Source organism: Caulobacter sp. 05L422 (assembly GCF_056397765.1).
Genome location: NZ_JBFTOB010000003.1, coordinates 87,008 through 110,403 on the forward strand (window position 1 = coordinate 87,008; position 23,396 = coordinate 110,403).

Annotated in this window: 28 protein-coding genes; 15 read left to right on the top strand and 13 right to left on the bottom strand. The window is 69.1% G+C overall.

Annotation, left to right across the window (positions count from 1 at the left end; genetic code table 11):
• Positions 1-112: 112 nt before the first annotated feature.
• Complete coding sequence (locus AC1DMQ_RS04485; RefSeq protein WP_477032346.1) at positions 113-859, bottom strand: copper homeostasis protein CutC; 747 nt, start codon at positions 857-859, stop codon at positions 113-115.
• A 59-nt stretch (positions 860-918) separates the two neighbouring features.
• On the opposite strand from AC1DMQ_RS04485, the gene AC1DMQ_RS04490 reads away from it, so the two are divergent.
• From AC1DMQ_RS04490 to AC1DMQ_RS04505, 4 genes are all read left to right on the top strand, one after another.
• Complete coding sequence (locus AC1DMQ_RS04490) at positions 919-1,962, top strand: glycosylasparaginase (RefSeq protein WP_477032347.1); 1,044 nt, start codon at positions 919-921, stop codon at positions 1,960-1,962.
• A gap of 139 nt (positions 1,963-2,101) precedes the next feature.
• Positions 2,102-3,334: a DUF4331 family protein gene (locus AC1DMQ_RS04495; RefSeq protein ID WP_477032348.1), complete on the top strand. Its 1,233-nt coding sequence runs from the start codon at positions 2,102-2,104 to the stop codon at positions 3,332-3,334.
• Positions 3,335-3,336: 2 nt separating this feature from the next.
• The gene (locus AC1DMQ_RS04500) at positions 3,337-4,185 is read left to right on the top strand and encodes a DUF4198 domain-containing protein (RefSeq protein ID WP_477032349.1); all 849 of its coding nucleotides are present in this window, start codon (positions 3,337-3,339) and stop codon (positions 4,183-4,185) included.
• A 61-nt stretch (positions 4,186-4,246) separates the two neighbouring features.
• Entirely contained in the window at positions 4,247-4,624 is a 378-nt protein-coding gene (locus tag AC1DMQ_RS04505) for a nuclear transport factor 2 family protein (protein WP_477032350.1), read from the top strand.
• Here the strand turns inward: AC1DMQ_RS04505 and AC1DMQ_RS04510 are convergent.
• Together AC1DMQ_RS04510 and AC1DMQ_RS04515 are read right to left on the bottom strand one after the other, a co-directional pair.
• Entirely contained in the window at positions 4,615-5,457 is an 843-nt protein-coding gene (locus AC1DMQ_RS04510; RefSeq protein ID WP_477032351.1) for a helix-turn-helix transcriptional regulator, read from the bottom strand. The genes AC1DMQ_RS04505 and AC1DMQ_RS04510 overlap by 10 nt on opposite strands.
• 200 nt (positions 5,458-5,657) lie before the next feature.
• On the bottom strand, positions 5,658-6,335 hold the full coding sequence (locus tag AC1DMQ_RS04515; RefSeq protein ID WP_477032352.1) for a nitroreductase: 678 nt from the start codon (positions 6,333-6,335) through the stop codon (positions 5,658-5,660).
• A gap of 99 nt (positions 6,336-6,434) precedes the next feature.
• Here AC1DMQ_RS04515 and mtgA point away from each other — a divergent pair, with 99 nt between their 5' ends.
• Entirely contained in the window at positions 6,435-7,112 is a 678-nt protein-coding gene (gene mtgA, locus AC1DMQ_RS04520) for a monofunctional biosynthetic peptidoglycan transglycosylase (protein WP_477032353.1), read from the top strand.
• A gap of 11 nt (positions 7,113-7,123) precedes the next feature.
• On the top strand, positions 7,124-7,687 hold the full coding sequence (locus AC1DMQ_RS04525; RefSeq protein WP_477032354.1) for a GNAT family N-acetyltransferase: 564 nt from the start codon (positions 7,124-7,126) through the stop codon (positions 7,685-7,687).
• Here the strand turns inward: AC1DMQ_RS04525 and AC1DMQ_RS04530 are convergent.
• The 3 genes from AC1DMQ_RS04530 to AC1DMQ_RS04540 form a co-directional block, all read right to left on the bottom strand.
• Positions 7,663-8,610, bottom strand: coding sequence for a cation diffusion facilitator family transporter (locus AC1DMQ_RS04530; RefSeq protein WP_477032355.1), 948 nt, complete (start codon positions 8,608-8,610; stop codon positions 7,663-7,665). The genes AC1DMQ_RS04525 and AC1DMQ_RS04530 overlap by 25 nt on opposite strands.
• Positions 8,611-8,646: 36 nt before the next feature.
• Positions 8,647-9,963, bottom strand: coding sequence for a PQQ-dependent sugar dehydrogenase (locus AC1DMQ_RS04535; RefSeq protein ID WP_477032356.1), 1,317 nt, complete (start codon positions 9,961-9,963; stop codon positions 8,647-8,649).
• 79 nt (positions 9,964-10,042) lie between these two features.
• Entirely contained in the window at positions 10,043-10,243 is a 201-nt protein-coding gene (locus tag AC1DMQ_RS04540) for a KTSC domain-containing protein (RefSeq protein WP_012284298.1), read from the bottom strand.
• A gap of 155 nt (positions 10,244-10,398) precedes the next feature.
• Here AC1DMQ_RS04540 and AC1DMQ_RS04545 point away from each other — a divergent pair, with 155 nt between their 5' ends.
• The 4 genes from AC1DMQ_RS04545 to AC1DMQ_RS04560 all read left to right on the top strand — a co-directional run bounded on the left by AC1DMQ_RS04545 (position 10,399) and on the right by AC1DMQ_RS04560 (position 12,210).
• Positions 10,399-10,578: a hypothetical protein gene (locus tag AC1DMQ_RS04545; RefSeq protein WP_477032357.1), complete on the top strand. Its 180-nt coding sequence runs from the start codon at positions 10,399-10,401 to the stop codon at positions 10,576-10,578.
• Entirely contained in the window at positions 10,575-10,802 is a 228-nt protein-coding gene (locus tag AC1DMQ_RS04550; RefSeq protein WP_477032358.1) for an MAPEG family protein, read from the top strand. Before AC1DMQ_RS04545 ends, AC1DMQ_RS04550 begins: the two co-directional genes overlap by 4 nt.
• A 45-nt stretch (positions 10,803-10,847) precedes the next feature.
• Positions 10,848-11,483: a LysE family translocator gene (locus AC1DMQ_RS04555; RefSeq protein WP_477032359.1), complete on the top strand. Its 636-nt coding sequence runs from the start codon at positions 10,848-10,850 to the stop codon at positions 11,481-11,483.
• Between the two features lie 112 nt (positions 11,484-11,595).
• Entirely contained in the window at positions 11,596-12,210 is a 615-nt protein-coding gene (locus AC1DMQ_RS04560) for a CC0125/CC1285 family lipoprotein (protein ID WP_477032360.1), read from the top strand.
• An 89-nt stretch (positions 12,211-12,299) separates the two neighbouring features.
• Here AC1DMQ_RS04560 and AC1DMQ_RS04565 read toward each other — a convergent pair whose 3' ends face one another.
• Positions 12,300-13,082 carry an SDR family NAD(P)-dependent oxidoreductase gene (locus AC1DMQ_RS04565; RefSeq protein WP_477032361.1) on the bottom strand — a complete coding sequence of 261 codons (783 nt, stop codon included), beginning with the start codon at positions 13,080-13,082 and terminating at the stop codon, positions 12,300-12,302.
• A gap of 54 nt (positions 13,083-13,136) precedes the next feature.
• Between AC1DMQ_RS04565 and AC1DMQ_RS04570 the strand changes: the two genes are divergently transcribed.
• From AC1DMQ_RS04570 to AC1DMQ_RS04590, 5 genes are all read left to right on the top strand, one after another.
• The gene (locus tag AC1DMQ_RS04570) at positions 13,137-13,559 is read left to right on the top strand and encodes a YkvA family protein (RefSeq protein WP_477032362.1); all 423 of its coding nucleotides are present in this window, start codon (positions 13,137-13,139) and stop codon (positions 13,557-13,559) included.
• The gene (locus tag AC1DMQ_RS04575) at positions 13,552-14,187 is read left to right on the top strand and encodes a lysoplasmalogenase family protein (protein ID WP_477032363.1); all 636 of its coding nucleotides are present in this window, start codon (positions 13,552-13,554) and stop codon (positions 14,185-14,187) included. Before AC1DMQ_RS04570 ends, AC1DMQ_RS04575 begins: the two co-directional genes overlap by 8 nt.
• 9 nt (positions 14,188-14,196) lie before the next feature.
• Positions 14,197-14,595, top strand: coding sequence for an SRPBCC family protein (locus tag AC1DMQ_RS04580; RefSeq protein WP_477032364.1), 399 nt, complete (start codon positions 14,197-14,199; stop codon positions 14,593-14,595).
• Entirely contained in the window at positions 14,592-15,071 is a 480-nt protein-coding gene (locus AC1DMQ_RS04585) for a GNAT family N-acetyltransferase (protein WP_477032365.1), read from the top strand. Before AC1DMQ_RS04580 ends, AC1DMQ_RS04585 begins: the two co-directional genes overlap by 4 nt.
• 90 nt (positions 15,072-15,161) lie before the next feature.
• Positions 15,162-17,258 (top strand): catalase, encoded by a 2,097-nt coding sequence (locus AC1DMQ_RS04590; protein ID WP_477032366.1) that lies wholly within the window; start codon positions 15,162-15,164, stop codon positions 17,256-17,258.
• A 134-nt stretch (positions 17,259-17,392) separates the two neighbouring features.
• Here the strand turns inward: AC1DMQ_RS04590 and AC1DMQ_RS04595 are convergent, their stop codons facing one another.
• From AC1DMQ_RS04595 to rplS, 6 genes are all read right to left on the bottom strand, one after another.
• A complete protein-coding gene (locus AC1DMQ_RS04595; protein WP_477032367.1) occupies positions 17,393-19,012 on the bottom strand; it encodes a long-chain fatty acid--CoA ligase in 1,620 nt (539 codons plus the stop codon).
• Between the two features lie 112 nt (positions 19,013-19,124).
• On the bottom strand, positions 19,125-20,177 hold the full coding sequence (gene leuB / locus AC1DMQ_RS04600; protein ID WP_477032368.1) for a 3-isopropylmalate dehydrogenase: 1,053 nt from the start codon (positions 20,175-20,177) through the stop codon (positions 19,125-19,127).
• 12 nt (positions 20,178-20,189) lie between these two features.
• On the bottom strand, positions 20,190-20,504 hold the full coding sequence (locus tag AC1DMQ_RS04605; RefSeq protein WP_477032369.1) for a putative quinol monooxygenase: 315 nt from the start codon (positions 20,502-20,504) through the stop codon (positions 20,190-20,192).
• Positions 20,504-21,112 (bottom strand): 3-isopropylmalate dehydratase small subunit, encoded by a 609-nt coding sequence (gene leuD / locus AC1DMQ_RS04610; protein WP_477032370.1) that lies wholly within the window; start codon positions 21,110-21,112, stop codon positions 20,504-20,506. Before leuD ends, AC1DMQ_RS04605 begins: the two co-directional genes overlap by 1 nt.
• Complete coding sequence (leuC, locus tag AC1DMQ_RS04615) at positions 21,112-22,554, bottom strand: 3-isopropylmalate dehydratase large subunit (protein WP_477032371.1); 1,443 nt, start codon at positions 22,552-22,554, stop codon at positions 21,112-21,114. The genes leuD and leuC overlap by 1 nt, the downstream gene beginning before the upstream one ends.
• A 451-nt stretch (positions 22,555-23,005) precedes the next feature.
• A complete protein-coding gene (gene rplS / locus AC1DMQ_RS04620) occupies positions 23,006-23,395 on the bottom strand; it encodes a 50S ribosomal protein L19 (protein ID WP_422182323.1) in 390 nt (129 codons plus the stop codon).
• Between the last annotated feature and the right edge of the window lies 1 nt (position 23,396).

The window sequence follows — 23,396 nt, forward strand, 5'->3', positions numbered from 1 at the left end:
CGACGGAGGGGGGAGTGATCGGCAGGCGACATCCTGCAGGATTCAACAATCCTAAAACTCCCCCCACCGATCGCTGCGCGATCGCCTCCCCCACAGGGGGAGGGGTTCCGCGTTAGCCTAGTCCGCTCAGCACCTTCACCACGGCCTCCACGACCGTCTGGTCCGTGTCCCGCAGCCCGTCCTGCACGAAGCCCAGCTTGTAGGCCCGATCCTCGTGACCCTGGCCCAGGCCGTAGGTCATCGGCCCGCTGCACGAGCCGTGCACCTCGCGCACCCCGGTCCGCGCCACCAACTCGGCGACGTTCGACGGATTGACCCCGCCGCCGGCCAGGATGGCGATGCGGCCGTCGGCCTTCTCGACCAGCGCCGCGATCGTCTCGGCCCCGGCCATGGCGTTCAGGGCGCAGCCCGAGGTCAGGATGCGTTCGAAGCCCAGGTCGATGGCGGTCTCCAGCGCGGCGAACGGATCGGGCGTCAGGTCGAAGGCCCGGTGCAGGGTGACGCCCAGGCCCTCGGCGTGGGCGACCAGCATGGCCAGGGCGTCGGCGTCCAGTTCGCCCGACGGCAGGTTGGCGCCGATCACCACGCCCGCCAGGCCAGCCTCGCGCGTGGCGTCGATGTCGCGGAAGAAGGCGTCCAGGTCGCCGTCGTCATAGACGAAATCGCCGTTGCGCGGCCGGATCATCGGATAGATCGGGATCGACGCCTCGGCGGCGATGGCCATCAGGCCGGGCGCCGGGGTCAGGCCCTGCAGGGCCAGGGCCGAGCACAGCTCGATGCGATCCGCGCCACCGGCGATCGCCGCCGCCAGTCCGGCAGGCGTATCGACACAGACTTCCAGGATCACGCGGTCGGACATCTTGGCCTCTCCCAAGCTCGTGCTACGAGATTCGCAAACGGCGTTCTTGGAGCACACCCATGCTGAATCGCAGAGGCCTAATCGGCGCGTCCCTCGCAGGATCTGGCCTGGCCGGATCGGGGCTGATGGCCGCCGGAGGGGCCTCGGCCGCGGCCGGGAGCGCGGGCGGCATCCAGCTGACCAAGCCCTGCGTGATCTCCACCTGGGACTTCGGCGTGCCGGCCAACCAGGCGGCCTGGGCGATCCTCGGCAAGGGCGGCCGAGCGCTGGACGCGGTCGAGGCCGGGGCCCGTATCCCCGAGCAGGACCTGAAGAACCATAGCGTCGGCCGCGCCGGCTATCCCGACCGCGACGGCCATGTCTCGCTGGACGCCTCGATCATGGACGAGCAGGGCAATTGCGGCGCGGTCGCCGCCCTGGAGCACATCGCCCACCCGATCTCCGTGGCCCGGGCGGTGATGGAGAAGACCCCGCACGTCCTGCTGGTCGGGGCCGGCGCCCTGCAGTTCGCCCAGGAGCAGGGCTTTCCGCGCGAGGAGCTGCTGACCCCGGAGTCCAAAGCCGCCTGGGAGGCCTGGAAGAAGGACGCCAAGTACGCGCCCAAGGCCAACAGCGAGGTCGGCGACTACGGCAAGACGTCCGGGCGACTGGGCACGCCGGGCGGGGCGGGCAACCACGACACCATCGGCATGCTGGCCCTGGACGCCCAGGGGAACCTGTCGGGCGCCTGCACCACCAGCGGCATGGCCTGGAAGCTGCGCGGCCGGGTCGGCGATTCGCCCATCGTCGGGGCGGGGCTCTATGTCGACAACGACGTCGGCGGCGCCACCTCCACCGGGGTCGGCGAGGAGGTGATCCGCAACGTCGGCAGTTTCCTGGTCGTCGAGCTGATGCGCCAGGGCCGTTCCCCCCAGGACGCCTGCAAGGAGGCCGTGGCGCGAATCCTGAAGAAGAAGCCGCAGGCCAAGGACATCCAGGTGGGGTTCCTGGCCCTGAGCAAGACCGGCGAGGTGGGGGCCTGGTCGATCCAGAAGGGGTTCAGCTACGCGCTGTGCGACGGGGCGAAGCAGGATCGGCTGGTGGCGGGGGAGAGTTTTTACTGAGGGCTTTAAGGCGCGGCCTCGCCGCTGGCGGATAACGTCAGGGGGGAGGGAAGGCCGCCCCGCCAGATCGCTAAAGATTTCGACAGCGGGCGAGGGTCCTTCCAAGGCTTTCTGCGGCTCCAATCTTCGGGAGCCACTCATGATCTCCACCACCAAAACCCGCCGCCCGCTGGCCGGCGCCCTGGGAGCCGCGGCGGCCCTGCTGCTGGCGGCCGCCGGTCCGGCCCAGGCGTCCGACCACCTGGATACGCCCAGCGTCATCGCCGATCCCCGGGCCGACATCGGCGACATCTTCGCCTGGACCTCGCCGGACAAGCGCAAGCTGAACCTGGTGATGGCCATCGTCGGCCACGGGTTCTCCAAGGACCTGGCCTACGTTTTCCACGTCGACAGCGGCGCGCGGTTCGGCAAGACGACCGCGACGACGACGATCTCGTGCCGGATCAACGGCGCGGAGACCCGCTGCGAGGCCGGCGGGGACGAGGTCCAGGGCGACGCCAGCCGCCCCGACGGGCTGGAATCTCGCCACCGCCGCTTCCGGGTGTTCGCCGGCCTGCGCGACGATCCGTTCTTCAACAACGTCAAGGGCACGCGCGAGGCCTACGACTTCGCCGCCGCCGCGCTGAAGGCCGGCGCGCCGCTCGACGAGGCGGGCTGCCCAGCCTTAGACCAGGCGACCTCGGCGGGCATCCTGGACCGTTGGCGCCACACGCGCGGCGGGCCGGCCCAGAACCTGCTGGCGGGCTGGACGCCGGCCTCGCTGGTGATCTCGATCGACCTGCCGGCGGTGTCGCGTGGCGGCAAGCTGTTGGCGGTCTGGGGCGAGACCGTCGGGCCCAGGGGCCGCATCGACCGCATGGGCCGGCCGCTGACCGGCAACGCCCTGTTGGCCACCCTGGAGCCCGACGCCGTCAGCGACGCCCTGAAGGAGGCCTACAACCACGCCACGCCGGCGACGTCCGACGCCTTCATCCCCGAGATCGAAAAGACCCTGGGCCTCTACGACGCCTTCGACGGCCAGTGCGGCGACGCGATGATCGCCGACCGCTCGGCGGGGGCGTCTCGCTACCTGAACCTGGCGATCCTGCTGGCCGACGACCGGTTGTGGATCGACAGCGCCGGTACGCGCTGCACGACCCTTTTCGCCGTGGAGCTGGCCGCCCTGGCCGGCCGCCGGGACCTGGTCGGCGATTGCGGGGGGCGGACGCCCAACTATGACGCCGTGGACGTCTACCGCTCGCTGCTGGCCACCGGCGCGCTGACCGGCGTCGACGACGGCGTCGACCATGACGACCACGTCCATTCCGACGCCGTGTTCCCGTTCCTCGCCGCGCCCGACGGCCTGGCCTATCCCTCGCGCAAGGAGCCCTGACCATGGTCGTGTTCCAGATTTCCCTTCGCCGCGCCCTGCTGGCCGCCGGCGCCCTGGTCCTGGCCTGCGGACCCCAGGTCGCCGCCGCCCATGAGTTCTGGATCCAGCCCGAAAGCTTCTGGCTGCCGGTCGACGCAGCCACCCCCATGACCTTGCAGGTCGGCACGGGGACCGAGCGCCAGCGCTCGCAACTGCCGCCACGCCGCGTGCTGCGGTTCGACGCCACGGCGTCGGGCGGCGAGGCGTTGGACCTGCGCCCGGGCCTGACCCTGGGCGCCCCGGACGCCGACGGCGCCCTGAGTTTCGCGCGGCCCGGCGCCTACGTCGTCACGCTGCGCAGCGACGCGAACGCCCAGAGCCACCAGCCGGCCGCCAGGTTCAACGCCTATGCCGAGGAAGAGGGACTGACCCCGGCTTTGGAGACGCGCGCCGCGAAGGGGCTGCAGGCCATCGACGCCTCCGAGCGCTACAGCCGCCAGACCAAGGCCCTGGTCCAGGTCGGCGACGGCGGGGACCAGAAGGTCGTCACCCGGCCCGTGGGCCTGACCCTGGAGATCGTGCCCGAGGTCAGCCCCTACGCCCTGCCGCGCCCGGCGGCCTTGCCGGTGCGTGTGCTCTATGAAGGCCGGCCCCTGGCGGGGGCGCTGGTCAAGATCACCGACCTGGCCCATGACGCCGCGCCCCTGGAGCAGCATCGCACCGACGGCGAGGGCCGCGCCGGCTTCGCCATGCCGACCGGCGGAGCCTGGATGATGGACGTCGTCTGGACCAAGCCGCTGGTCGACGAAGGCGTCGACTTCGAGACCGTGTTCTCCAGCCTGAGCTTCGGCTTTCCCGCTCAATCCCGTTGAGGCTCCGAACGGCCGGCGGCGCGTTCGACACTCACCGGGGCCTACGACAGGAGATGGACTCATGCCAGGCAGAGACGGCGGCGCGATCGTCCGCGCGGTGTTCGCGGCCTATGTCGCCAAGGATCGGGCCGCCATCGAGCGGTTGATCGGGCCGGACTTTCACTTCACCAGCCCGCTCGACAATCGCATCGATCGCGAGACCTATTTCGAACGGTGCTGGCCCAACAGCGAACGGATCGAGGATTTCGATTTCGTCCGCTTCCTGGCGGGCGAGGATCAGGTCGCGGTGACCTACGAGGCGCGATCGGCGGGGGGGAAGCGGTTCCGCAACACGGAGATTTTCACCCTGCGCGGTGATCAGGTCGCAGAGGTCGAAGTCTATTTCGGATGGTCGTTGCCGCATCCCGCCTTGGCCGGAGGGTTCGTCGATCAGGCGTAGCGGCGCTGTGGCGCGACGGAACCTCGGAAATCGGCGGGGCTCTGGCCGTAGTGCTGGCGAAACGCCGCGCTGAAATGGCTGTGGCTGGAAAAGCCGAGGTCGAGAGCCAGCCCGGTCAGGTCGTCGTACTCTCCCAGCAGGTCCAAGGCGCGGGCCAGGCGCAGGCGCAGCTGGTAGCGGTAGAGCGGCGCGCCCTCGGCCTGGGCGAAGACCTGGGTCAGATAGACCGGCGAGACGCCGACCTCGCTGGCGATCTCGCCCAGGGTCCAGCGGCGGGCCGGGTCGGAGGCCAGGACCAGCTTGGCGCGGTCGGCCAGCTTGCGGCGGCCGTGGCTGGCGGCCCGGGCCTGGGAGGCGCGCTCGCCCAGGGCGCGGCGGACCAGGCCCAGGGTCAGGGTCTCGGCCTGCAGCGGCTCCAAGGCTCCGCGCGTCAGGCCGTGCCGGAGCTGGGCGGCCAGGGCCTGGGCGTGCGGGTCGAGCCCCCGCGCCGGCCGCCGGAACACCGCTTGGCCGCCATCCTCCAGTTGTTCGATGGGAGACAGTTCGTTCAGCAGGTCATCGTCGATCGACACCGACAGGCAGGCGTCGCCGCCGCCGACCGGATGGCTGATCGCATAGTCCTGGCCGCGGTTGAAGAACACCACCTGGTTGGCCTCGGCCACCGCGTCCTGGCGGCCGACATGACGGACATAGGCGCCGCGATAGGGGAAGACCAGGTGGGTCGAGGCGGCGCACTCGCTGGGGCTCCGATGGCGACAGGCGCCGTCGCAGGCCACGTCGCGGACGCCGAGCGTCGGGGTTTGCAGGAGCAGGGTGACGGTGAGCTCGTTCATGCGTCCCGCTATCGGCGGGACGGTGTCACGGGGGCAATAACCTGGGAGGTTATGGCGGCGGCTCACCCCCTTGCCCCCACCTGACCGCTTCGCGGTCTGTCCGCCCCCAGAGGGGGCGGAGGAGACGCGCCGCGCACGCCTTCCTCTTCCCCCTGTGGGGGAAGACGGTCGCGAAGCGACCCGTAGGGGGCAAGTGCCCCCTACTCAAACCCGCGCATCGACCCCCAGGCCTCGAACGGATCGCGTCGCGAGCGCCAGCTGTTCACCGCCGCCGTCTCGTCGCGATAGCCCAGGGCCATGCCGCAGAACAGCATGTGATCCTCGGGCAGCGTCAGGAAACCGTGGACCAGCTTGCCGTAGACCGACCAGAACTCCTGGGCGCACGTATCCAGCCCGCGTTCGACGGCCAGAAGCATCAGGGTCTGCATGTACATGCCGATGTCCGACCACTGCGGCGGCCCGCAATCGCGATTGACCGAGAAGAACAGCGCCACCGGCGCGCCGAAGAACTCGGCGTTCTGGGCGAACTGCTGCAGGCGGCCCAGCTTGTCCTCGCGCGGGATGTTCAGCGCCCCGTAGAGGTCCTCGCCGACCTGGTAGCGGCGGGTGCGCAGCGGCTCCCACAGGTTGGGCGGATAGACGTGGTACTCCGGCTCGTCGCGGTCCATCAGCCGCGAGGCGACCAGGGCCTTGAACTCGTTCAGCGGCTCGCCAGAGATGGCGTGCACCACCCAAGGCTGGAGGTTCCCGCCCGACGGCGCGCGGGCGGCGGCCTCGAGCAGTTCGCGGACCACGGCGCCGGGCACGGGATCGGGCTTGAAGGCGCGCACCGACATCCGGCGTTCGACGGCTTTCGACACGGTGTTGAACTCGGTCATCAAGGCCTCACTAACGGATGGGCGGCTATCCCCACGACAGCGGCTTGGTTAGCATCCCGCCGCAACGTCAAGGCAAGCGACGAGTTGGGGAACGATTCCGTGCGGGTTCTGCTGCGTAACATCCTGGTGGCGCTGTTCATCGTGCTGGTCGCCGGGCCGGTGCTGACGGTGATCGTCTATCGCTTCGTGCCGCCGCCGGCGACGCCGCTGATGGTCATCCGCCTGGCCGAGGGCAAGGGCTGGAACCACCACTGGCGGCCGATCGACAAGGTCTCGCCGGCCCTGCCGCGCGCCCTGATCGCCGCCGAGGACGCCCGGTTCTGCGACCACCACGGCTTCGACTTCGACGCCCTGCAGAAGGCCTACGAGAACAACGGCAAGGGCAAGAAGATCCGCGGCGGCTCGACCATCAGCCAGCAGACCGCCAAGAACGTCTTCCTGTGGCAGGGCCGCTCGTATTTCCGCAAGGGACTGGAGGCCTGGTTCACGGTGCTGATCGAGACCTTCTGGGGCAAGAAGCGGATCATGGAGGTCTATCTGAACTCCATCGAATACGGCCCGGGCATCTATGGCGCGGAAGCCGCGTCGCGGACCTATTTCAAGGTCGGGGCCGACCAGCTGACCCAGCAGCAGTCGTCGCGGCTGGCGGCGATCCTGCCCAGCCCGCTGAAGTGGAAGGCGGTCAATCCGGGCCGCTATGTGAAGAAGCGCTCCAGCCGGATCGGCAAGGCCTCGGGCGCGGTGCGCCGCGAGGGCCTGGCGGCCTGCGTGGCCTAGGAGAAAGCCCGATGATCGCCCCCGGACCCACGCTGGAAACCGAACGGCTGATCCTGCGTCCGCCGGCCGCCGAGGACCTGGACGGCTGGGCCGAGCTGATGGCCGATCCCGAGGCCGCCCGCTATATCGGCGGCCAGATGAGCCGGCCGCAGGCCTGGCGGATGATGGCGACCATGGCCGGGTCGTGGGCGCTGAACGGCTTTGGCATGTTCTCGCTGATCGAGAAGGACACGGGGCTCTGGGCGGGGCGCATCGGCCCGTGGCGGCCAGAGGGTTGGCCTGGGACCGAGGTGGGCTGGAGCCTGCATCCCCGCGCCCACGGCAAGGGCTATGCGGTCGAGGCGGCGACAGCGACCATGGACTGGGTCGTCGACCATCTGGGCTGGACGCGGCTGGTCCACTGCATCGACCCAGCCAACGCCCCGTCGATCAAGGTGGCCCAGCGGATCGGTTCGCGATTCCTGGAGATGGGCCGGCTGCCCGAGCCTTATCACGAGGTCGAGGTCCACCTCTGGGGCCAGACGGCGGACGAGTGGAAGGCGCGGCGGGCTCAGGTTTCCAGCGGCCGCGCATAGGCCGCCCGGGCCCGGCCCGATCGCACGAAAACCCGCGTGATCCTCTCGTCGATGGTCCGGATGCGCACCGCGAAATCGTCGGCGGCGTCCTCGATCTCGCCGGCGGTCAGGTCGTCGTGGAAGTCCAGGGTCACGCCCAACAGGATCTCCTGCGGCCCCAGATGCATGCTCAGCACCTCGGCCACGGTGTCTATGCGCGGATCGGCGGCCAGCATCTGGCGCACCTCTTCGACGATGCGCGGCGAGGCCGACTCGCCGGTCAGCAGGCTGCGGGTCTCGTTGGCCAGGAAGATCGCCACCAGAACCAGCAGGACGCCGATCGCCACCGAGGCCGCGCCGTCGGCCCAGGGGATCCCGAACACCGCCGAGCCGGCCACGCCGAGCGCCGCGATCGCAAGGCCGGCCAGGGCCGCGCCGTCCTCCAGCAGCACGGCGAACACCGAAGGGTCCTTGCTGCGACGGATGGCGCGCAGGAGCGGCGTGCCCCGGGTCAAGACCCTGAACTCCTTCCAGGCCACCAGGAACGAGCCGCCCTCGAACAGGATCGCCAGGCCGATGACAAGAAAATTGATCCAGGCCCGTTCGATCGGCTCGGGTCGGAAAATCTTGAGCACGCCCTCGTAGATCGAGAAGGCCCCGCCCAGGGCGAAGATCAGCAGGGCCACGACGAAGGCCCAGAAATAGACCTCCATGCCGTAGCCGAACGGATGGGTCTCGCTGGGCGGCTTGCGGGCCCGCGCCAGGCCCAGCAGCAGCAGGCCTTGGTTGCCCGTATCCACGCTGGAGTGGATGGCCTCGGTCAGCATGGCCGACGAGCCGGTCAGGACGAAGGCGACGAACTTGGTGACGGCGATGGCCAGATTGCCGGCCAGGGCCGCGTAGACGACCATGGTCGAGCTGTTGTGGGTTCCCGTCGCGGCCATGCGGCCCGAACGCCGTGCGGGTACGGGCCGTTCCGCCTACGGCCGGTCGACGGCGAAGCGTATGACGCCGGCGTTCTTGTCGTCGGCGACCCAGATCGCCCCGTCGGCGGCCACGGCGATCCCGACCGGCGTCCCCTGCGGCCGCTTGCCTTCGACCCGGCCCCAGCCCGGCGTCAGCACCTGGGCCTGGGCGGCGGGACCCGCGCCGAACGGCCGCGAGCCGCTGGGATAGATCGGGAAGCTCGCCTTCGAGCGGGTGAGCGGAACGCCGTTGGCGTCGACCTCGAAGGCGACCAGTCGACCGCCGGTCGAGCGGTAGCCGTGCCAGCTCATCAAGAGCTTGCCCTTGAGCCCGGGGAACATCGCGCCCTGGTACCAGGTCATCGCCAGCGGCGCGACGTGGGGCGGCAGCAGGGCGACGGGCGGGGTATGGACGCTGGAGGCGCAGCCCATGGTTCCGGTCCAGCCGGGCGTCGGCGTGGCCATGTCCTGGCAATAGGGCCAGCCGTAGTGGCGGCCGGCCTCGAGACGGTTGACCTCTTCGAACGGGCTCCAGCGATCGTCGAAGTCGTAGCTGTTCTCGGCCTGCAGGATCGTGCCGGACGAATGGACGGCCAGGGCCACCGAGTTGCGCAGGCCGCGCGCCAGCATCGTGAACTTCGGGTCCCAGCGGCCTGGGGCGACGCGCGCGTAGCGACGGACGCCGGCCGTGGCTTCCTCGCCCTCCGACTGGTCGCAACGCACGGTCCCGACGCGCGCGCCTTTGGCGTCCAGGCACTGGTCCGAGGGCGCGCCGACATTGACCAGCAACGCGCCGTCGGGGGCGAACACGAACTGCGACAGCGGGTGGCGATTGTCGTGCAGCCGATTGTCGGGCAGGCCGGTGATCACCTCCTGGACCGTGGCGGCCGGATCGGCGGCGCGCGGATCGAAGCGGAAGATCCGGCTCATCTCGCCGACATAGATCAGGCCGTCGGGACCGAGCGCCAGTCCATGCGGCAGGGACAGGCCCGTCAGCAGGGGCTGAAGCTGGACCGGCTGGCCGGGCGCGGCGGTCATCTTCCAGATCACCCCGCGCGGTCGCGTCCAGTCGGCCAGGTCGGCGACCAGCCAGGTCCGCTCGTCCAGCTGGACCAGAGTGCGGGGCAGGCGCAGTTGGCGGCTGGCGAAGGCGCCAGGGGCGGGACCGGCCACCAGGCCGGCGCACAGGCCCTTTTCGGTGTCGATGGCCAGCCGGGGCCAGCCATCGCAGGTTCCCTCGACCTGGTAGCCGACGCGCGGCGCGGCCTGGGCGACGCCCGCCGCCAGACCCAGGGCCAAGCCCAGAACAACGGCGATCCCCGCCCGCACCATGTCGCCGCCCCGCTCGATCAGAAATGCGATCTAGCGTTGCCGCGCGAAGGAAGGAAAGGGGCGACGAAAGGGAAGGTTGTCAGACCCGATTATAGGGGTAGCGGTCGCGGATCATCCGCTGGAAGAACCGGCCCTTGGACGGGGCGCGTTCGAAGGCCTCGGTCACCCGGGGCGGTACGCCGACATAGACGTATTCGTCGCCGTCGTGGAACGTCACGAACAGCTTGCCGTGCTCGGGCTCGTAGTCGATTTGGCGGATCGCCGTGGAGTCGACACGCATGGCTGAAAAGCCTCCGCATGAGGATCGGTTCTGACGAAAAAGCGCATGGCCGCCTGGGGCGGTTCCCGATGCCTGTTTAGGGTGCAAACCGGCGCGAACTGCGGTGTAGTCGTCGGAGCAAGGCTCCGCTTAAGGGAGCCGGGGGAGAAACGCACATGCAACCGCATTCCTGGGTCGCCATCGTCACGATCGTCGCGCTGCTGGTCTATGCCTGGATGATCGCCCGCATCGGCCGGGTGCGCGCCAGGACCGGCATCCACGCCCCGACCATGACCGGCGATCCGATCCTGGAGCGCCACATCCGCGCCAGGCCAACACCCTGGAATGGCTGGTGATCTTCCTGCCGTCGCTGTGGCTGTTCGCCGTCTACTGGAGCGACTTGATCGCCGCGATCCTCGGCGCGATCTGGATCGTCGGGCGGATCGTCTACGCCCTGGGCTACGTGGCCGATCCGGGCAAGCGCGAGGCCGGCTTCATCATCCAGGCCCTGGCGGCGGCGATCCTGCTGTTCGGCGCCCTGGGCCGGGTCATCTGGATCCTGGTGACGGTCGGCGCCTAGGCCGCGACTGGTCCGGCGGGCGAGGCTTGGCTATAGGGCGGGGCCATGACCCTGCCCGTCGATCCCGCCCGCTACAGCGCCTTCCTGGTGATGATGTTCGTCATGGCCATCACGCCGGGGCCGGCCAACCTGTTCGCCATCGCCACCGGCATGCAGAAGGGCAAGGGCGCGGCCCTGCTGGGCGTGGCCGGCATGAACGTCGCGACCCTGGTCTGGTTCGCCTGCTCGGCCCTGGGCCTGGGCGCGCTGATCATCGCCTTCCCCAAGGCCTTCCACCTGCTGGCCCTGGCCGGCGCGGCCTATCTGGTCTGGCTGGGGATCAAGTCGATCCGCTCGGGGCTCAGGGACAAGGGCGGCGAGGACGAAAGCCACCGATCGTTCCGCATGAGCCGCTCGGCGTTCCGCGACGGGTTCGCCGTGCAGATCGCCAATCCCAAGATCCTGCTGTTCTTCGGCGCCGTGCTGCCGCCGTTCATCGACGTCCAGCGGCCCCTGGTCCCGCAGTTGGCGATGTTCGCCGCCGCCACCATCGGCATGGATCTGATCAGCATGAGCAGCTACGGCCTGGGCGGCGCGGCGCTGGCCTCGCGGATGAACGAACCGGGGTTCCGCAAGGGCTTCGCGATCGTCGTCGGGGTGCTGCTGATCACCGCCGCGGGGCTGATCGTCTCGCGCGGCTGATCACAAGGTTGAAACGCAATGGCCTTGGCGAAACCACAAAGCTGCGCCATGCATTTAGATTGACGGGACGAAACGAGTCTTTTCGCCAAGATTCCTAGTGAAGGGATGCGCCATGACTATTCGCAAGACCATCGCCGGTAAGGCCGGGCTGGTCGCTGCCTTGGCGCTCGCCGCCCTGCTGACGGCCTGCGCCACCGCCACCCCCTACCAACCGAACGTCGCCGGCCAGAAGGCCCCCGGCGGTTTCTCCGACCGACGGCTGGAAAGCGACCGCTATCAGGTCAATTTCGCCGGCAACAGCATGACCTCGCGCGAAACCGTCGAGCGTTACCTGCTGTATCGCGCCGCCGAAGTCACCGTTCAGGCGGGCTACGACTGGTTCGAGACCGCCGATCGCCGCACCGACCGTACGGCCCGCGCCGTGATCGACAACTACGGCCCCGGCTGGGGCGGTTACGGCTATGGCTACGGCGGCTATCCGTACGGCTACTGGCGTCCGGCCTGGCGCGGCTATTACGGCGGCTACGGCGGCTGGGGCCCGTGGGGTGACCCGTTCTTCGGCGGCTCCGCCGAAGTCCGTACGATCGAGAAGTTCCAGGCCAGCGCCGAGATCCTGCTCCACAAGGGGCCCAAGCCGGCCGGAGACCCGCGCGCCTACGACGCTCGCGAGATCATGACCAACCTGGGTCCGTCGATCCTGCGTCCGGTCGCCTCGGCCGGTCAGTAAGTCGTCGGGTGGGGCTCGCTGAGTCAGCGGACCCCACCCACCAGCTTCGCTGGTCCCCCCTCCCCAGAAGGGGGAGGGAAGGGTGCCGACTACCGCGGCGCCATGCGGATGCCGCCGTCCAGACGCACGTCCTCGCCGTTGAAGTAGCCGCAGCTGATCATGGTCAGCGCCAGTTGGGCGTATTCCTCGGGGTTGCCCAGGCGCTTGGGGAACGGCACCGAGGCGGCCAGGGCGGCCTTCACGTTCTCGGGCGCGCCGTTCATCAGCGGGGTGTTGAAGATGCCCGGCAGGATGGTGTTGACGCGGATGCCGTCGTTCATCAGGTCGCGGGCGATCGGCAGGGTCATGCCGATGACGCCGCCCTTGGACGCCGAATAGGCGGCTTGGCCGACCTGGCCGTCCTCGCCCGCCACGCTGGCGGTGTTGACGATCGCGCCGYGCTCGCCGTCGGCCAGCGGCTCCAGGTCCAGCATGCCCTTGGCCGACTTGGCGATGCAGCGGAACGTGCCGACCAGGTTGATCTGGATGATCATGTTGAAGGCGTCGAGCGGGAAGTGCTTGGCCTCGCCGGTGGCCTTGTCGCGGCTGGCGGTCTTGATGGCGTTGCCGGTGCCGGCGCAGTTGACCAGGACCCGTTCCTGGCCGTGGGCGGCGCGGGCCTTCTCGAAGCCGGCGTCGACATCCTCGTCCGAGGTCACGTTGACCTTGCAGAACACCCCGCCGATTTCCTTGGCGACCGCCTCGCCCTTGGCCTCGTTCATGTCGAAGATCGCGACCTTGACGCCTTGGGCGGCCAGGGCGCGGGCGGTGGCTTCGCCGAGGCCCGACGCGCCCCCGGTGACGACGGCGGCGACGCTGTTATCGAGTTTCATGGACGTTTCCTCGCGGCTTGCGTTTAATTGAACCTTGAGGAGCGGTTTACCCCGATGAGCGCCGACGCCAAACCATCCCCCGACGTCAACCCAGGCTTCACGCCCGACGACGTGCTGGATCCGAAGAAGGCGCTTGTCCCGGCCACGGTGCGGGTCAACGAGCAGCGGGTGGCGCGCGGCTTCTGGCCGAAGATCCGCAAGGTGGCGTCCAAGGCGCCGTTCGCGGCCGACGCGTTGTCGCTGTGGTGGTGCGCCAAGGATCCCGCGACGCCGGCTTCGGCCAAGGGCATGATGTTCGCGGCCCTGGCCTATTTCGTCCTGCCGACCGACGCGATACCCGACATCCTGCCGGCCATCGGCCTGACCGACGACGCGGCCGTGATCGCCGCGGTCATCGCCCTGATCGGACGCAACCTCAAGCCCCGCCACAAGGACGAGGCCAAGACCTTCCTCGCCAAGCTCGGCTCTGATGACTGACCTGGCGTTGTGGAGCGTCGCCGGGCTCTGCGCGGCGCTGTACGGCCTGGTCCTGGTCCAGCGACCGCCGTCCTTCCTCCGGACCCTGGTCAAGACGCTCGCCGTCGCGGCGCTGGCCGTGCTGGCCTATCTGGAGGGCGGCGGGCCGTGGCTGGCGATCGCCCTGGCCCTGTGCGCGGCCGGCGACGCCTTCCTGGCCGGAGATCCCAAGCGCTGGCTGCCGTTCGGCCTGGCCGCCTTCCTGGCCGGTCACGTGGTCTACGTGCTGCTGTTCTGGCGTGAGCGGGGACCGGCGGCGGGGACGGCGTTCTGGGCCGTCGCGCCGCTGATCGTCCTGGCCGCCGCCGTGATGCTGGTCCAGCTGTGGCGGTCGCTGGGCCCGCTGAAGCCGGCCGTCGTCCTCTACGTGCTGGCCATCGTCGCCATGGTGGTGACCAGCCTGCTGCTGCCGCGCCTGCGCTGGCCGGCCACGATCGGCGCCGTGGCCTTCATGGCGTCCGACGCCATCCTGTCGTTCGACCTGTTCAAGGGAGCCAAGCTGCTGGGCTCGCCGCGATTGACGGCCTGGGCGGTGTGGTTCCTCTATTTCGGCGGCCAGGCGATGATCGCCTGGGGGATGCTGCGCTAGGAAAGCTCCATGACCCTGTTCGAGACCCGCCCGATCACCGTGTCCATCGCCCGCCCGGCCGCCGAGGTCTACGCCTTCGCCCACAAGCCCGAGAGCTTTCCGAAGTGGGCCGCCGGCCTGGGGGCGGGTCTGACCCCCGACGGCGACCGCTGGATCGCCCACGGCCCGGACGGCGACGTCCACGTGCGGTTCTCGCCGGAGAACGCCTTTGGCGTGCTCGACCACTGGGTGACCCTGCCGGACGGGACCGAGCTGAGCATCCCTCTGCGCGTGGTGGCCAACGGCGACGGGGCCGAGGTGACCCTGACCCTGTTTCGCGCCCCGGGCATGGACGACGCCACGTTCGCGCGCGACCAAGGCATGGTCGCAAAGGACCTGGCGACGCTGAAGGCGCTGATCGAGCGATGATCGTCCTGCGCGCGCCCCGGCCCGGCGACTTCGGCTGGATCGTCCAGCGGCACGGCGTTCTGTATGCGGAGGAGCAGGGCTGGGACGCCCGGTTCGAGGGCGTGGTGGCCGGCGTCGTCTCCGACTACATCAAGACCTTCGACCCGGCCCGCGAGGCCTGCTGGATCGCCGAGCATCAGGGACGGCCGGTCGGCTCGATCATGCTGGCCCGCGAGAGCGACACGGTCGGCCGCCTGCGCCTGTTGCTGGTCGAACCCTCGGCGCGGGGGCTGGGCGTGGGCGACAAGCTGGTGGCCGAATGCCTCAGTTTCGCGCGGCTGGCGGGGTACCAGGAGATCGTCCTCTGGACCCAGAACAACCTGCTGCCGGCCCGTCGCCTCTACGAACGCGCCGGCTTCGTGCTGGAGGAAACCTGGGCCTATGACGGCTTCGGCGATGGCCTGATCTCCGAGACCTGGCGGCTGAAGCTTTCTTAAGGTCGCGCCTTCCTTCGACTTTCCGACATAGGAACGATCCGCTCAGCGCCGGGTTTCGCCGTCACCCCGGGCGCATCAGGAGTGGCGGACATGGACAGCTTCAAGACCGACGTCGGTAACGGCGGCGAGACCCACCAGCACGTGCCGGAGAAGGGGCCCCATACGCCCGAGGATCACCTGACCACCAACCAGGGCATCCGGGTTTCCGACAACCAGAACCAGCTGAAGAGCGGCGAGCGCGGCCCGGTGCTGCTGGAGGACTTCGTCCTTCGCGAAAAGATCTTCCACTTCGACCATGAGCGAATCCCGGAACGGATCGTCCACGCCCGCGGCTCGGCCGCCCACGGCTTCTTCGAACTCTTCGAGTCGCTGTCCGACCTGACCAAGGCCGATATCTTCCAGCGGGCCGGCGAGAAGACCCCGGTCTTCACCCGGTTCTCGACCGTGGCCGGCGGTGCCGGCAGCGTCGACACGCCCCGCGACGTGCGCGGCTTCGCGGTGAAGTTCTATACGAAGGAGGGCAACTGGGACCTGGTCGGCAACAACATCCCGGTGTTCTTCATCCAGGACGCCATCAAGTTCCCCGACCTGATCCATTCGGTGAAGATGGAGGCCAACCGCGGCTATCCGCAGGCCGCCAGCGCCCACGACACCTTCTGGGACTTCATCAGCCTGATGCCCGAGAGCACCCACATGATCATGTGGGCGATGAGCGACCGGACCATTCCGCGCAGCCTGCGCACCATCGAGGGCTTTGGCATCCACACCTTCCGGTTCGTCAACGCGGCCGGCAAGTCGACCTTCGTCAAGTTCCACTGGAAGCCCAAGCAGGGCGTGGCCTCGACGATCTGGGACGAGGCGGTGAAGATCGCCGGCGCCGATCCGGACTTCCAGCGCCGCGACCTGTTCGAGGCCATCCAGCGCGGCGACTTCCCCGAATGGGAGCTGGGCCTGCAGACCTTCGACCAGGCCTTCGCCGACAGCCTGCCGTTCGACGTGCTGGACCCGACCAAGATCATCCCGGAGGAAGTGCTGCCGGTGCGGATCGTCGGCCGCATGGTGCTGGACCGCTGGCCCGACAACTTCTTCGCCGAGACCGAGCAGGTGGCCTATTGCCCGGCCAACATCGTTCCGGGCGTCGACTTCACCAACGATCCGCTGCTGCAGGGCCGGCTGTTCAGCTATCTGGACACCCAGAAGAGCCGGCTGGGCACGGCCAACTTCCACCAGATCCCGATCAACGCGCCCAAGTGTCCGGTGATGAACTTCCAGCGCGACGGGCAGATGCAGATGGCCGTCCCCAAGGGGCGGGCCAACTACGAGCCCAACAGCCTGACCGAAACGGCCGGCGAGATCGGCGGACCGCGCGAATGCCCGATGACGGGGTTCACGACCTTCCAGACGGCGGATGTCGCCAACGAGCAGGGCGACAAGCTGCGGATTCGTCCCGAGAGCTTCGCCGACCACTACAGCCAGGCGCGGTTGTTCTTCCGCTCGCTGGATCCGGCCGAGCAGGCCCACCTGGCCTCGGCCCTGGTGTTCGAGCTGTCGAAGGTCGGGATCGAGGCGGTGCGGACGCGGATGATGTCCAACCTGGTCAATGTCGATCCGGACCTGGCCAAGCGGGTCGGGGCCGGCCTGAACATGCCCGTGCCGAAAGCTTCGAAGACCGCCGCGCCCGTCCAGGACCTCGATCCGTCGCCGGCCCTGCGCATCGTCAACGGCCCGCGCGCGCCAAAGGACATCAAGGGCCATGTGATCGGCGTGCTGGTGGCCGACGGTTCGGACGCCGCGGCGGTCGACAAGCTGAAGGCGGCGATCAGCAAGGCCGGGGCCGTGCCCAAGGTCATCGCGCCGAAGATCGGCGGGGCCAAGGGCGCGGACGGCACGCTGATCCCGGCCGACGGCCAGCTGGCCGGCACGCCGTCGGTGACGGTGGACGCCGTCGCTCTGGTGCTGTCCGACACGGGCTGCGCGGCGTTGCTGAAGGAAGCGGCGGCGGTTCAGTTCGTCATGGACGCCTTCGGGCATCTGAAGGCGATCGGGGCGACTGACGCGGCCAAGCCGTTGCTGGACAAGGCGGGGGTGGAGCCGGACGAGGGCGTGGTCGGTCTGGGCGCGGACTTCATTGCGGCGGCGGCCAAGCGGTTCTGGGATCGGGAGCCGAAGGCGCGGACGCTGGCGTAAGGCGGCTCACCCACTTGCCCCCACCTGACCGCTTCGCGGTCTGTCCGCCCCCACAGGGGGCGGAGGACGCGCCTCTTCCCCCTGTGGGGGAAGACGGTCGCGAAGCGACCCGTAGGGGGCAAGTGTTAGCCGCACTATCCCAGCAGGTGCCCCCGCCAAGCATCCCGCAGCACCTTCTTGTCGATCTTCCCCGTCGCGGTCAGCGGCACCGGGGCGAACACCACGTCGTCCGGGGTCCACCACTTGACGATCCTCGGCGCCAGGTACTCCAGCACCTGAGCCTTGCCCACCGACGCTCCCTCGTGCGCCTCGATGACCAGCAGCGGCCGCTCCTCCCACTTGGGGTGCGGCACCCCGACCACGGCGGCGATCTTCACGCCGGGACAGCCGGCGGCGATGTTCTCCAGGTCGATCGAGCTGATCCATTCGCCGCCCGACTTGATGACGTCCTTCTGGCGGTCGGTGATGCGCAGGAAGCCGTGCTCGTCCAGGGTGGCGATGTCGCCGGTGTCGAACCAGCCGTCGTCCTGGGCGGCGTCCTCGTCCTTGCGGTAGTAGCGGCGCACCACCCAGGGGCCGCGCACCTTCAGGGCGCCGGAGGTCTCGCCGTCGCGCGGAGCTTCCGAGCCGTCCTCGTTCTCGACCCGCAGCTCGATGCCGAACTGCAGCCGGCCCTGGCGGGTCCAGATGGCTTCGTTCATGGCGTCTTCGCCCAGGGCGGCGAGGGAGGGGGTCGGGGTGGCGATCACGCCCAGCGGACAGGTCTCGGTCATGCCCCAGATCTGCAGCACGTCGACGCCGTACTGGGTCTTGAAGGTCTCGGCCATGGCGCGCGGCACGGCGCTGCCGCCGATCACGACGCGTTTCAGGCTGTCCGGCCGCTGGCCGGTCTGCTCCAGCCAGGCCAGGTACATGGTCCAGATGGTCGGCACCCCGCCGGTGAAGGTGACGCCCTCGCCTTGGATCAGCTCGTGCAGCGACGCTCCGTCCATCTTGTCGGCGGGCAGCACCAGCTTGCTCCCGCAGATCGGACCGGTGAACGGCAGGCCCCAGGCGGTGGCGTGGTAGAGGCTGGAACAGGGCATCACCACGTCGAAGGCGGTGAGGCCGAACGCGCTGGACAGGCCCCCGGCCATGGCGTGCAGCACCACGGCGCGGTGCGAATAGAGCACGCCCTTGGGATCGCCCGTCGTGCCCGAGGTGTAGCAGAGGAAGGCCCCGCCGTTCTCGTCCAGCACGGGCCAGTCGACGGTGTCGGACTCGCCGGCGATCAGCGTCTCGTACGAAGTCGCCCCGACGCCGGCGTCATGGGCGCGCTCGGCGTCCGACAGCATGACGAAGGCCTTCACCGTGGTCAGGCGCGGGGCCAGGCGCGCGACCAGCTCGGCGAAATTGCGGTCGAACAGCAGGACGCCGCTGGCCGCGTGGTTGATCGTGAAGACGATCTGCTCGTCCGACAGCCGGGGGTTGGCGGTGTGCAGCACCGCGCCGATGCCGGGCGCGGCGTAGAACAGCTCCAGGTGTCGGTGGGTGTTCCAGGCCAGGGAGGTGACCCGGTCGCCGGACCGCACGCCCAGCCGCGCCAGGGCGTTGGCCGCCTGAGCGGCGCGACGGGCCAGGCCCACATAGTCGTAGCGCCAGACGGGCTCGTCGATCAGCCGGGAGACCACCTCGCGCCCGCCGTGGGCGCTGGCCGCATAGCGCAGGATGCCGCTGATCAGCAGCGGCGCGGTCTGCATCAGGCCCGGGATCATGGGCGCTCCTCCCTGTTTTTATTGGGAGGAGCTTAGAACGCCGGCGCGCGATTGGGAGCGGGCAAATCCATTTCGCTCACCAAAAGGTGAGCGAAAATGGCGCCGGATCGCCCTAGAGCTTGGCCAGGACCGCGTCGCCCATCTGGGCGGTGGTCAGCGAACCGCCCAGATCGCGGGTGCGGGCCCCGCCGTCCAGGGCCGCCTTGACCGCCGCCAGCAGGCCGTCGGCGGCGTCGGCGCGGTCCAGCGACCAGCGCAGGGCCATCTCGAACGACAGGATGGCGGCCAGCGGATTGGCCACGCCCTTGCCGGCGATGTCGGGGGCCGAGCCGTGGATGGGTTCGTACAGGCCCGGCTTGCCCGCCGCGCCCAGGGCGGCCGAGGGCAGCATGCCCAGCGAGCCGGTCAGCATGGCGGCGGCGTCGGACAGGATGTCGCCGAACAGGTTGTCGGTGACGATGACGTCGAACTGCTTGGGGGCGCGGACCAGCTGCATGGCGCAGTTGTCGGCCAGGATGTGCTCCAGCTGGACGTCGGCGTAGTCGCGGGCGTGCAGGTCGGTGACCACCTGCTTCCACAGCAGGCCGCTCTCCATGACGTTCGACTTCTCGGCCGAGGCCACGCGGTTGCCGCGGCCGCGGGCCAGCTCGAAGGCCACTCGGGCCACGCGCTCGATCTCGCTGGTGGTGTAGACCTGGGTGTCGACGCCGCGCTTCTGGCCGTTGCCGAGATCCTCGATGCCACGCGGCTGGCCGAAATAGACGCCGCCCGTCAGTTCACGGACGAACATGATGTCCAGCCCCGAGACCAGCTCGCGCTTGAGGCTGGAGGCGTCGGCCAGGGCTTCGAAGCAGTAGGCTGGGCGCAGGTTGGCGTAGACGTCCATCGCCTTGCGCAGGTTCAGCAGGCCGGCTTCCGGGCGCAAATGGCGCGGGGCGTTCGCCCATTGCGGGCCGCCGACCGCGCCCATCAGCACCGCGTCGCTGGCCAGGGCCGCGTCGCGGACCTCGTCGGTCAGGGGCGTTCCGTGGGCGTCGTAGCTGGCGCCGCCGTAGATCCGCTCCTCGATGTTCAGGTCGGGCGTGAGGGCGGCGGCCACCCGGCGCACCTGCGCGCAGACCTCGGGGCCGATCCCGTCGCCGGGCAGGAGCAGAAGCGTGGACATCGGAAGGCTTTCTTAGATTTGGCGGGTGTCGGAGACGTCGAACGACGACATGCGGCGGTCATGGACGCCCAGTTCGGGGAAGCAGGCGCGCCAGGCGGCCATGTGCGGGCTAGCGCGGTGGAAGGCCACGGCCTCCTCGTCGACGAAGTGCTCGAACACCCGGATCAGGCCGGGGTCCAGCGGATCCTCGCTGAGCGCGTAGTCCAGGCAGCCTGGCTCGGCCCGGCTGCCCTCGACCTGGGCCTTCAGGTGCGGGCGCAGGTCGGCCAGCCGCTCGGGCGGGACGCGGATCGTGCCGGCCAGGATGACGGAGCCGGATTTGGGCATCAGGCTTCCAGCCAGGGACGGTCCAGCGCCCGCTTGCTTTCGTAGACGTCGATGTCGGCGCCGTGCATCAGCGTCTCGCCGATGAAGTCCAGGCCCTTGAGCATCTTGTCCTTCCGCACCGGGTCGATGTCGAAATGGAAGCTCTTGCCCGAGGGCGAGATCACGGTCTGGGCGGCCAGGTCGACGCTGACCATGTGGTTGCCGCCCTTGGCCTCGTCCATCAGCTGGGCGACTTCCTCGGGCTTCAGCACCACCGGCAGCAGGCCGTTGTTGAAGCAGTTGTTGTTGAAGATGTCGGCGAAGCTGGTCGAGATCACGCACATGATCCCGTAGTCCATCAGCGCCCAGGGGGCGTGCTCGCGCGACGATCCGCAGCCGAAGTTGTCGCCGGCGATCAGCACCGACGAGCCCTTGTACTCCGGCTTGTTGAGCACGAAGTCGGGGATCTCGTTCCCGTCGCCGTCGAAGCGGAAGTCGTAGAACAGGCCCTTGGCCAGGCCCTCGCGCTCGACGGTCTTGAGGAACTGCTTGGGGATGATCTGGTCGGTGTCGATATTGGCCAGCGACAGCGGGGCCGCGCGGCCGTCGAGACGGGTGAAGGCCTGCATCAGACGGTCTCCTCGAGCAGGGTGCGCACGTCCACCAGATGACCGGCGATCGCCGCCGCCGCCGCCATGGCCGGCGAGACCAGATGGGTGCGGCCGGCGCGGCCCTGGCGGCCCTCGAAGTTGCGATTGCTGGTCGAGGCGCAGCGCTCCTGCGGGGCCAGCTTGTCGGGGTTCATGGCCAGGCACATCGAGCAGCCCGGCTCGCGCCAGTCGAAGCCCGCGGCCTTGAAGATGGCGTCCAGGCCTTCTTCCTCGGCCTGTTCCTTGACCAGGCCCGAACCCGGCACGACCATCGCCTTGACGTGCGGGGCCACCAGGCGGCCGTGCAGGAAGGCTTCCTGCACCACGGCGGCGGCGGCGCGCATGTCCTCGATCCGGCTGTTGGTGCACGAGCCGATGAACACGCGGTCGATACGGGCTTCCGAGATCGGCTGGCCGGCGGTCAGGCCCATGTAGTCGAGAGCGCGATGAGCAGCAGCGCGCTTGTCGGGCGTCGCGAAGCTTTCCGGATCAGGCACGTTGCCGGTCACCGGGATGACGTCCTCGGGCGAGGTACCCCAGGTGACCATCGGAACCAGGGCCGAGCCGTCGATCACCACGGTGCGGTCGAAATGGGCGTCCTCGTCGCTGACGAAGCTTTTCCAGTACGACAGGGCCATGTCCCAGGCCCCGCCCTTCGGCGCCGAGGGCTTGCCCTGGATGTAGGCGAAGGTCTTGTCGTCGGGCGCGACCAAGCCGGCCTTGGCGCCGCCCTCGATGGTCAGGTTGCACAGGGTCATGCGGCCTTCCATCGACAGGTCGCGCACCACCTGGCCGGCGAACTCGATGACGTAGCCGGTGCCGCCGGCGGTGCCGATCTCGCCGATCACGGCCAGCGCGACATCCTTCGCCGTGACGCCGGGGCCCAGCTGGCCGTCGACGCGGACCAGCATGTTCCTGGCCTTCTCCTGGCGCAGGGTCTGGGTGGCCAGGACGTGCTCGACCTCGGACGTGCCGATGCCGTGGGCCAGGGCCCCGAAGGCGCCGTGGGTCGAGGTGTGGCTGTCGCCGCAGACGATGGTCATGCCCGGCTGGGTGCGGCCCTGCTCGGGGCCGACCACGTGGACGATCCCGTTGCGGATGTCGCCCATCGGGAAGAACTCGATGCCGTTGTCCTTGACGTTGCGCGCCAGGGTCTGGAGCTGCAGGCGCGCCTCGTCGTCGGCCACGGCGTCGACGCCCAGGGCCTGGCCCTCGGTCGGGATGTTGTGGTCGGCCACGGCGAGCGTGCGGTCGGGCCGGCGCACCTTGCGGCCGGCCGCGCGAAGCCCGGCGAAGGCCTGCGGGGTGGTGACCTCGTGGATGAGGTGCAGGTCGATATAGAGGATCGCTTCGCCGTTGGTTTCGCTGACGACGTGGGCGTCCCAGATCTTGTCGTAGAGGGTCTTGCGTGCGCGGGTCATGATACCCGCGCATCTAGGCCCTGAGGGCGGGCGCGTAAAGCGAGGAAGCGCCGAAAATTCACGTTCGCCGGCGGGTGTTGCGATCAATCCTGCCCCACAGGCGCCGCGTGCGGACGTTTTGACGCAGTTTCTTGCCTCTGCGAGCGGGGTGCGGGGGCTGAATGAAAAGAGGGCGCGCTCTGTGGCGCGCCCTCATATCTTTATTTCCTTCAGTGGCTATGACGCCGTTTCTGAAGAGGGCCGCTCCCTTGCAAGGGAGCGGTCTATAAGCCCGTCGCAAAGCGGTGGGGGTGCATTCACCAAACACCAGCGAACGGCGTTTTGTCAATATATTCGTGCAGTTGCACGAAAGCTTGACCATGGAAACCCCGGCGGCTGAAAGGAAAACCGCCCAAAGAAAAAGGCCCCGGCGTTTCCGCCAGGGCCCCATTCGTTTCGCTGATCGCGAGCCTTATTCGGCGGTCTCGGTCTTGCGGACGTTCGAACGCTCGGCGATGCGGGCCGACTTACCGCGACGGTCGCGCAGGTAGTACAGCTTGGCGCGACGGACGACGCCGCGACGCTTGACTTCGATGCTTTCGATGCTCGGCGAGAGCAGCGGGAACAGACGTTCCACGCCTTCGCCGAACGAGATCTTGCGGACGGTAAAGCTCTCGTGCACGCCGCCGCCCGAACGGGCGATGCAGACGCCCTCGTAGGCCTGGACGCGCTCGCGCTCGCCTTCCTTGATGCGGACGTTGACGCGCAGGGTGTCGCCCGGCTCGAACTCGGGGATGGCGCGGGCAGCCAGCAGACGCTGGGCTTCTTCGCGCTCGAGTTCCTTGATGATGTTAGCAGCCATA

Excerpts from the sequence above, each read along its gene's own strand:
- AC1DMQ_RS04485 (WP_477032346.1), bottom strand. The coding sequence starts at position 859 with ATGTCCGACCGCGTGATCCTGGAAGTCTGTGTCGATACGCCTGCCGGA.
- AC1DMQ_RS04490 (WP_477032347.1), top strand. The coding sequence starts at position 919 with ATGCTGAATCGCAGAGGCCTAATCGGCGCGTCCCTCGCAGGATCTGGC.
- AC1DMQ_RS04495 (WP_477032348.1), top strand. The coding sequence starts at position 2,102 with ATGATCTCCACCACCAAAACCCGCCGCCCGCTGGCCGGCGCCCTGGGA.
- AC1DMQ_RS04500 (WP_477032349.1), top strand. The coding sequence starts at position 3,337 with ATGGTCGTGTTCCAGATTTCCCTTCGCCGCGCCCTGCTGGCCGCCGGC.
- AC1DMQ_RS04505 (WP_477032350.1), top strand. The coding sequence starts at position 4,247 with ATGCCAGGCAGAGACGGCGGCGCGATCGTCCGCGCGGTGTTCGCGGCC.
- AC1DMQ_RS04510 (WP_477032351.1), bottom strand. The coding sequence starts at position 5,457 with ATGAACGAGCTCACCGTCACCCTGCTCCTGCAAACCCCGACGCTCGGC.
- AC1DMQ_RS04515 (WP_477032352.1), bottom strand. The coding sequence starts at position 6,335 with ATGACCGAGTTCAACACCGTGTCGAAAGCCGTCGAACGCCGGATGTCG.
- AC1DMQ_RS04525 (WP_477032354.1), top strand. The coding sequence starts at position 7,124 with ATGATCGCCCCCGGACCCACGCTGGAAACCGAACGGCTGATCCTGCGT.
- AC1DMQ_RS04530 (WP_477032355.1), bottom strand. The coding sequence starts at position 8,610 with ATGGCCGCGACGGGAACCCACAACAGCTCGACCATGGTCGTCTACGCG.
- AC1DMQ_RS04535 (WP_477032356.1), bottom strand. The coding sequence starts at position 9,963 with ATGGTGCGGGCGGGGATCGCCGTTGTTCTGGGCTTGGCCCTGGGTCTG.
- AC1DMQ_RS04540 (WP_012284298.1), bottom strand. The coding sequence starts at position 10,243 with ATGCGTGTCGACTCCACGGCGATCCGCCAAATCGACTACGAGCCCGAG.
- AC1DMQ_RS04545 (WP_477032357.1), top strand. The coding sequence starts at position 10,399 with ATGCAACCGCATTCCTGGGTCGCCATCGTCACGATCGTCGCGCTGCTG.
- AC1DMQ_RS04555 (WP_477032359.1), top strand. The coding sequence starts at position 10,848 with ATGACCCTGCCCGTCGATCCCGCCCGCTACAGCGCCTTCCTGGTGATG.
- AC1DMQ_RS04560 (WP_477032360.1), top strand. The coding sequence starts at position 11,596 with ATGACTATTCGCAAGACCATCGCCGGTAAGGCCGGGCTGGTCGCTGCC.
- AC1DMQ_RS04570 (WP_477032362.1), top strand. The coding sequence starts at position 13,137 with ATGAGCGCCGACGCCAAACCATCCCCCGACGTCAACCCAGGCTTCACG.
- AC1DMQ_RS04575 (WP_477032363.1), top strand. The coding sequence starts at position 13,552 with ATGACTGACCTGGCGTTGTGGAGCGTCGCCGGGCTCTGCGCGGCGCTG.
- AC1DMQ_RS04580 (WP_477032364.1), top strand. The coding sequence starts at position 14,197 with ATGACCCTGTTCGAGACCCGCCCGATCACCGTGTCCATCGCCCGCCCG.
- AC1DMQ_RS04585 (WP_477032365.1), top strand. The coding sequence starts at position 14,592 with ATGATCGTCCTGCGCGCGCCCCGGCCCGGCGACTTCGGCTGGATCGTC.
- AC1DMQ_RS04590 (WP_477032366.1), top strand. The coding sequence starts at position 15,162 with ATGGACAGCTTCAAGACCGACGTCGGTAACGGCGGCGAGACCCACCAG.
- AC1DMQ_RS04595 (WP_477032367.1), bottom strand. The coding sequence starts at position 19,012 with ATGATCCCGGGCCTGATGCAGACCGCGCCGCTGCTGATCAGCGGCATC.
- leuB (WP_477032368.1), bottom strand. The coding sequence starts at position 20,177 with ATGTCCACGCTTCTGCTCCTGCCCGGCGACGGGATCGGCCCCGAGGTC.
- AC1DMQ_RS04605 (WP_477032369.1), bottom strand. The coding sequence starts at position 20,504 with ATGCCCAAATCCGGCTCCGTCATCCTGGCCGGCACGATCCGCGTCCCG.
- leuD (WP_477032370.1), bottom strand. The coding sequence starts at position 21,112 with ATGCAGGCCTTCACCCGTCTCGACGGCCGCGCGGCCCCGCTGTCGCTG.
- leuC (WP_477032371.1), bottom strand. The coding sequence starts at position 22,554 with ATGACCCGCGCACGCAAGACCCTCTACGACAAGATCTGGGACGCCCAC.
- rplS (WP_422182323.1), bottom strand. The coding sequence starts at position 23,395 with ATGGCTGCTAACATCATCAAGGAACTCGAGCGCGAAGAAGCCCAGCGT.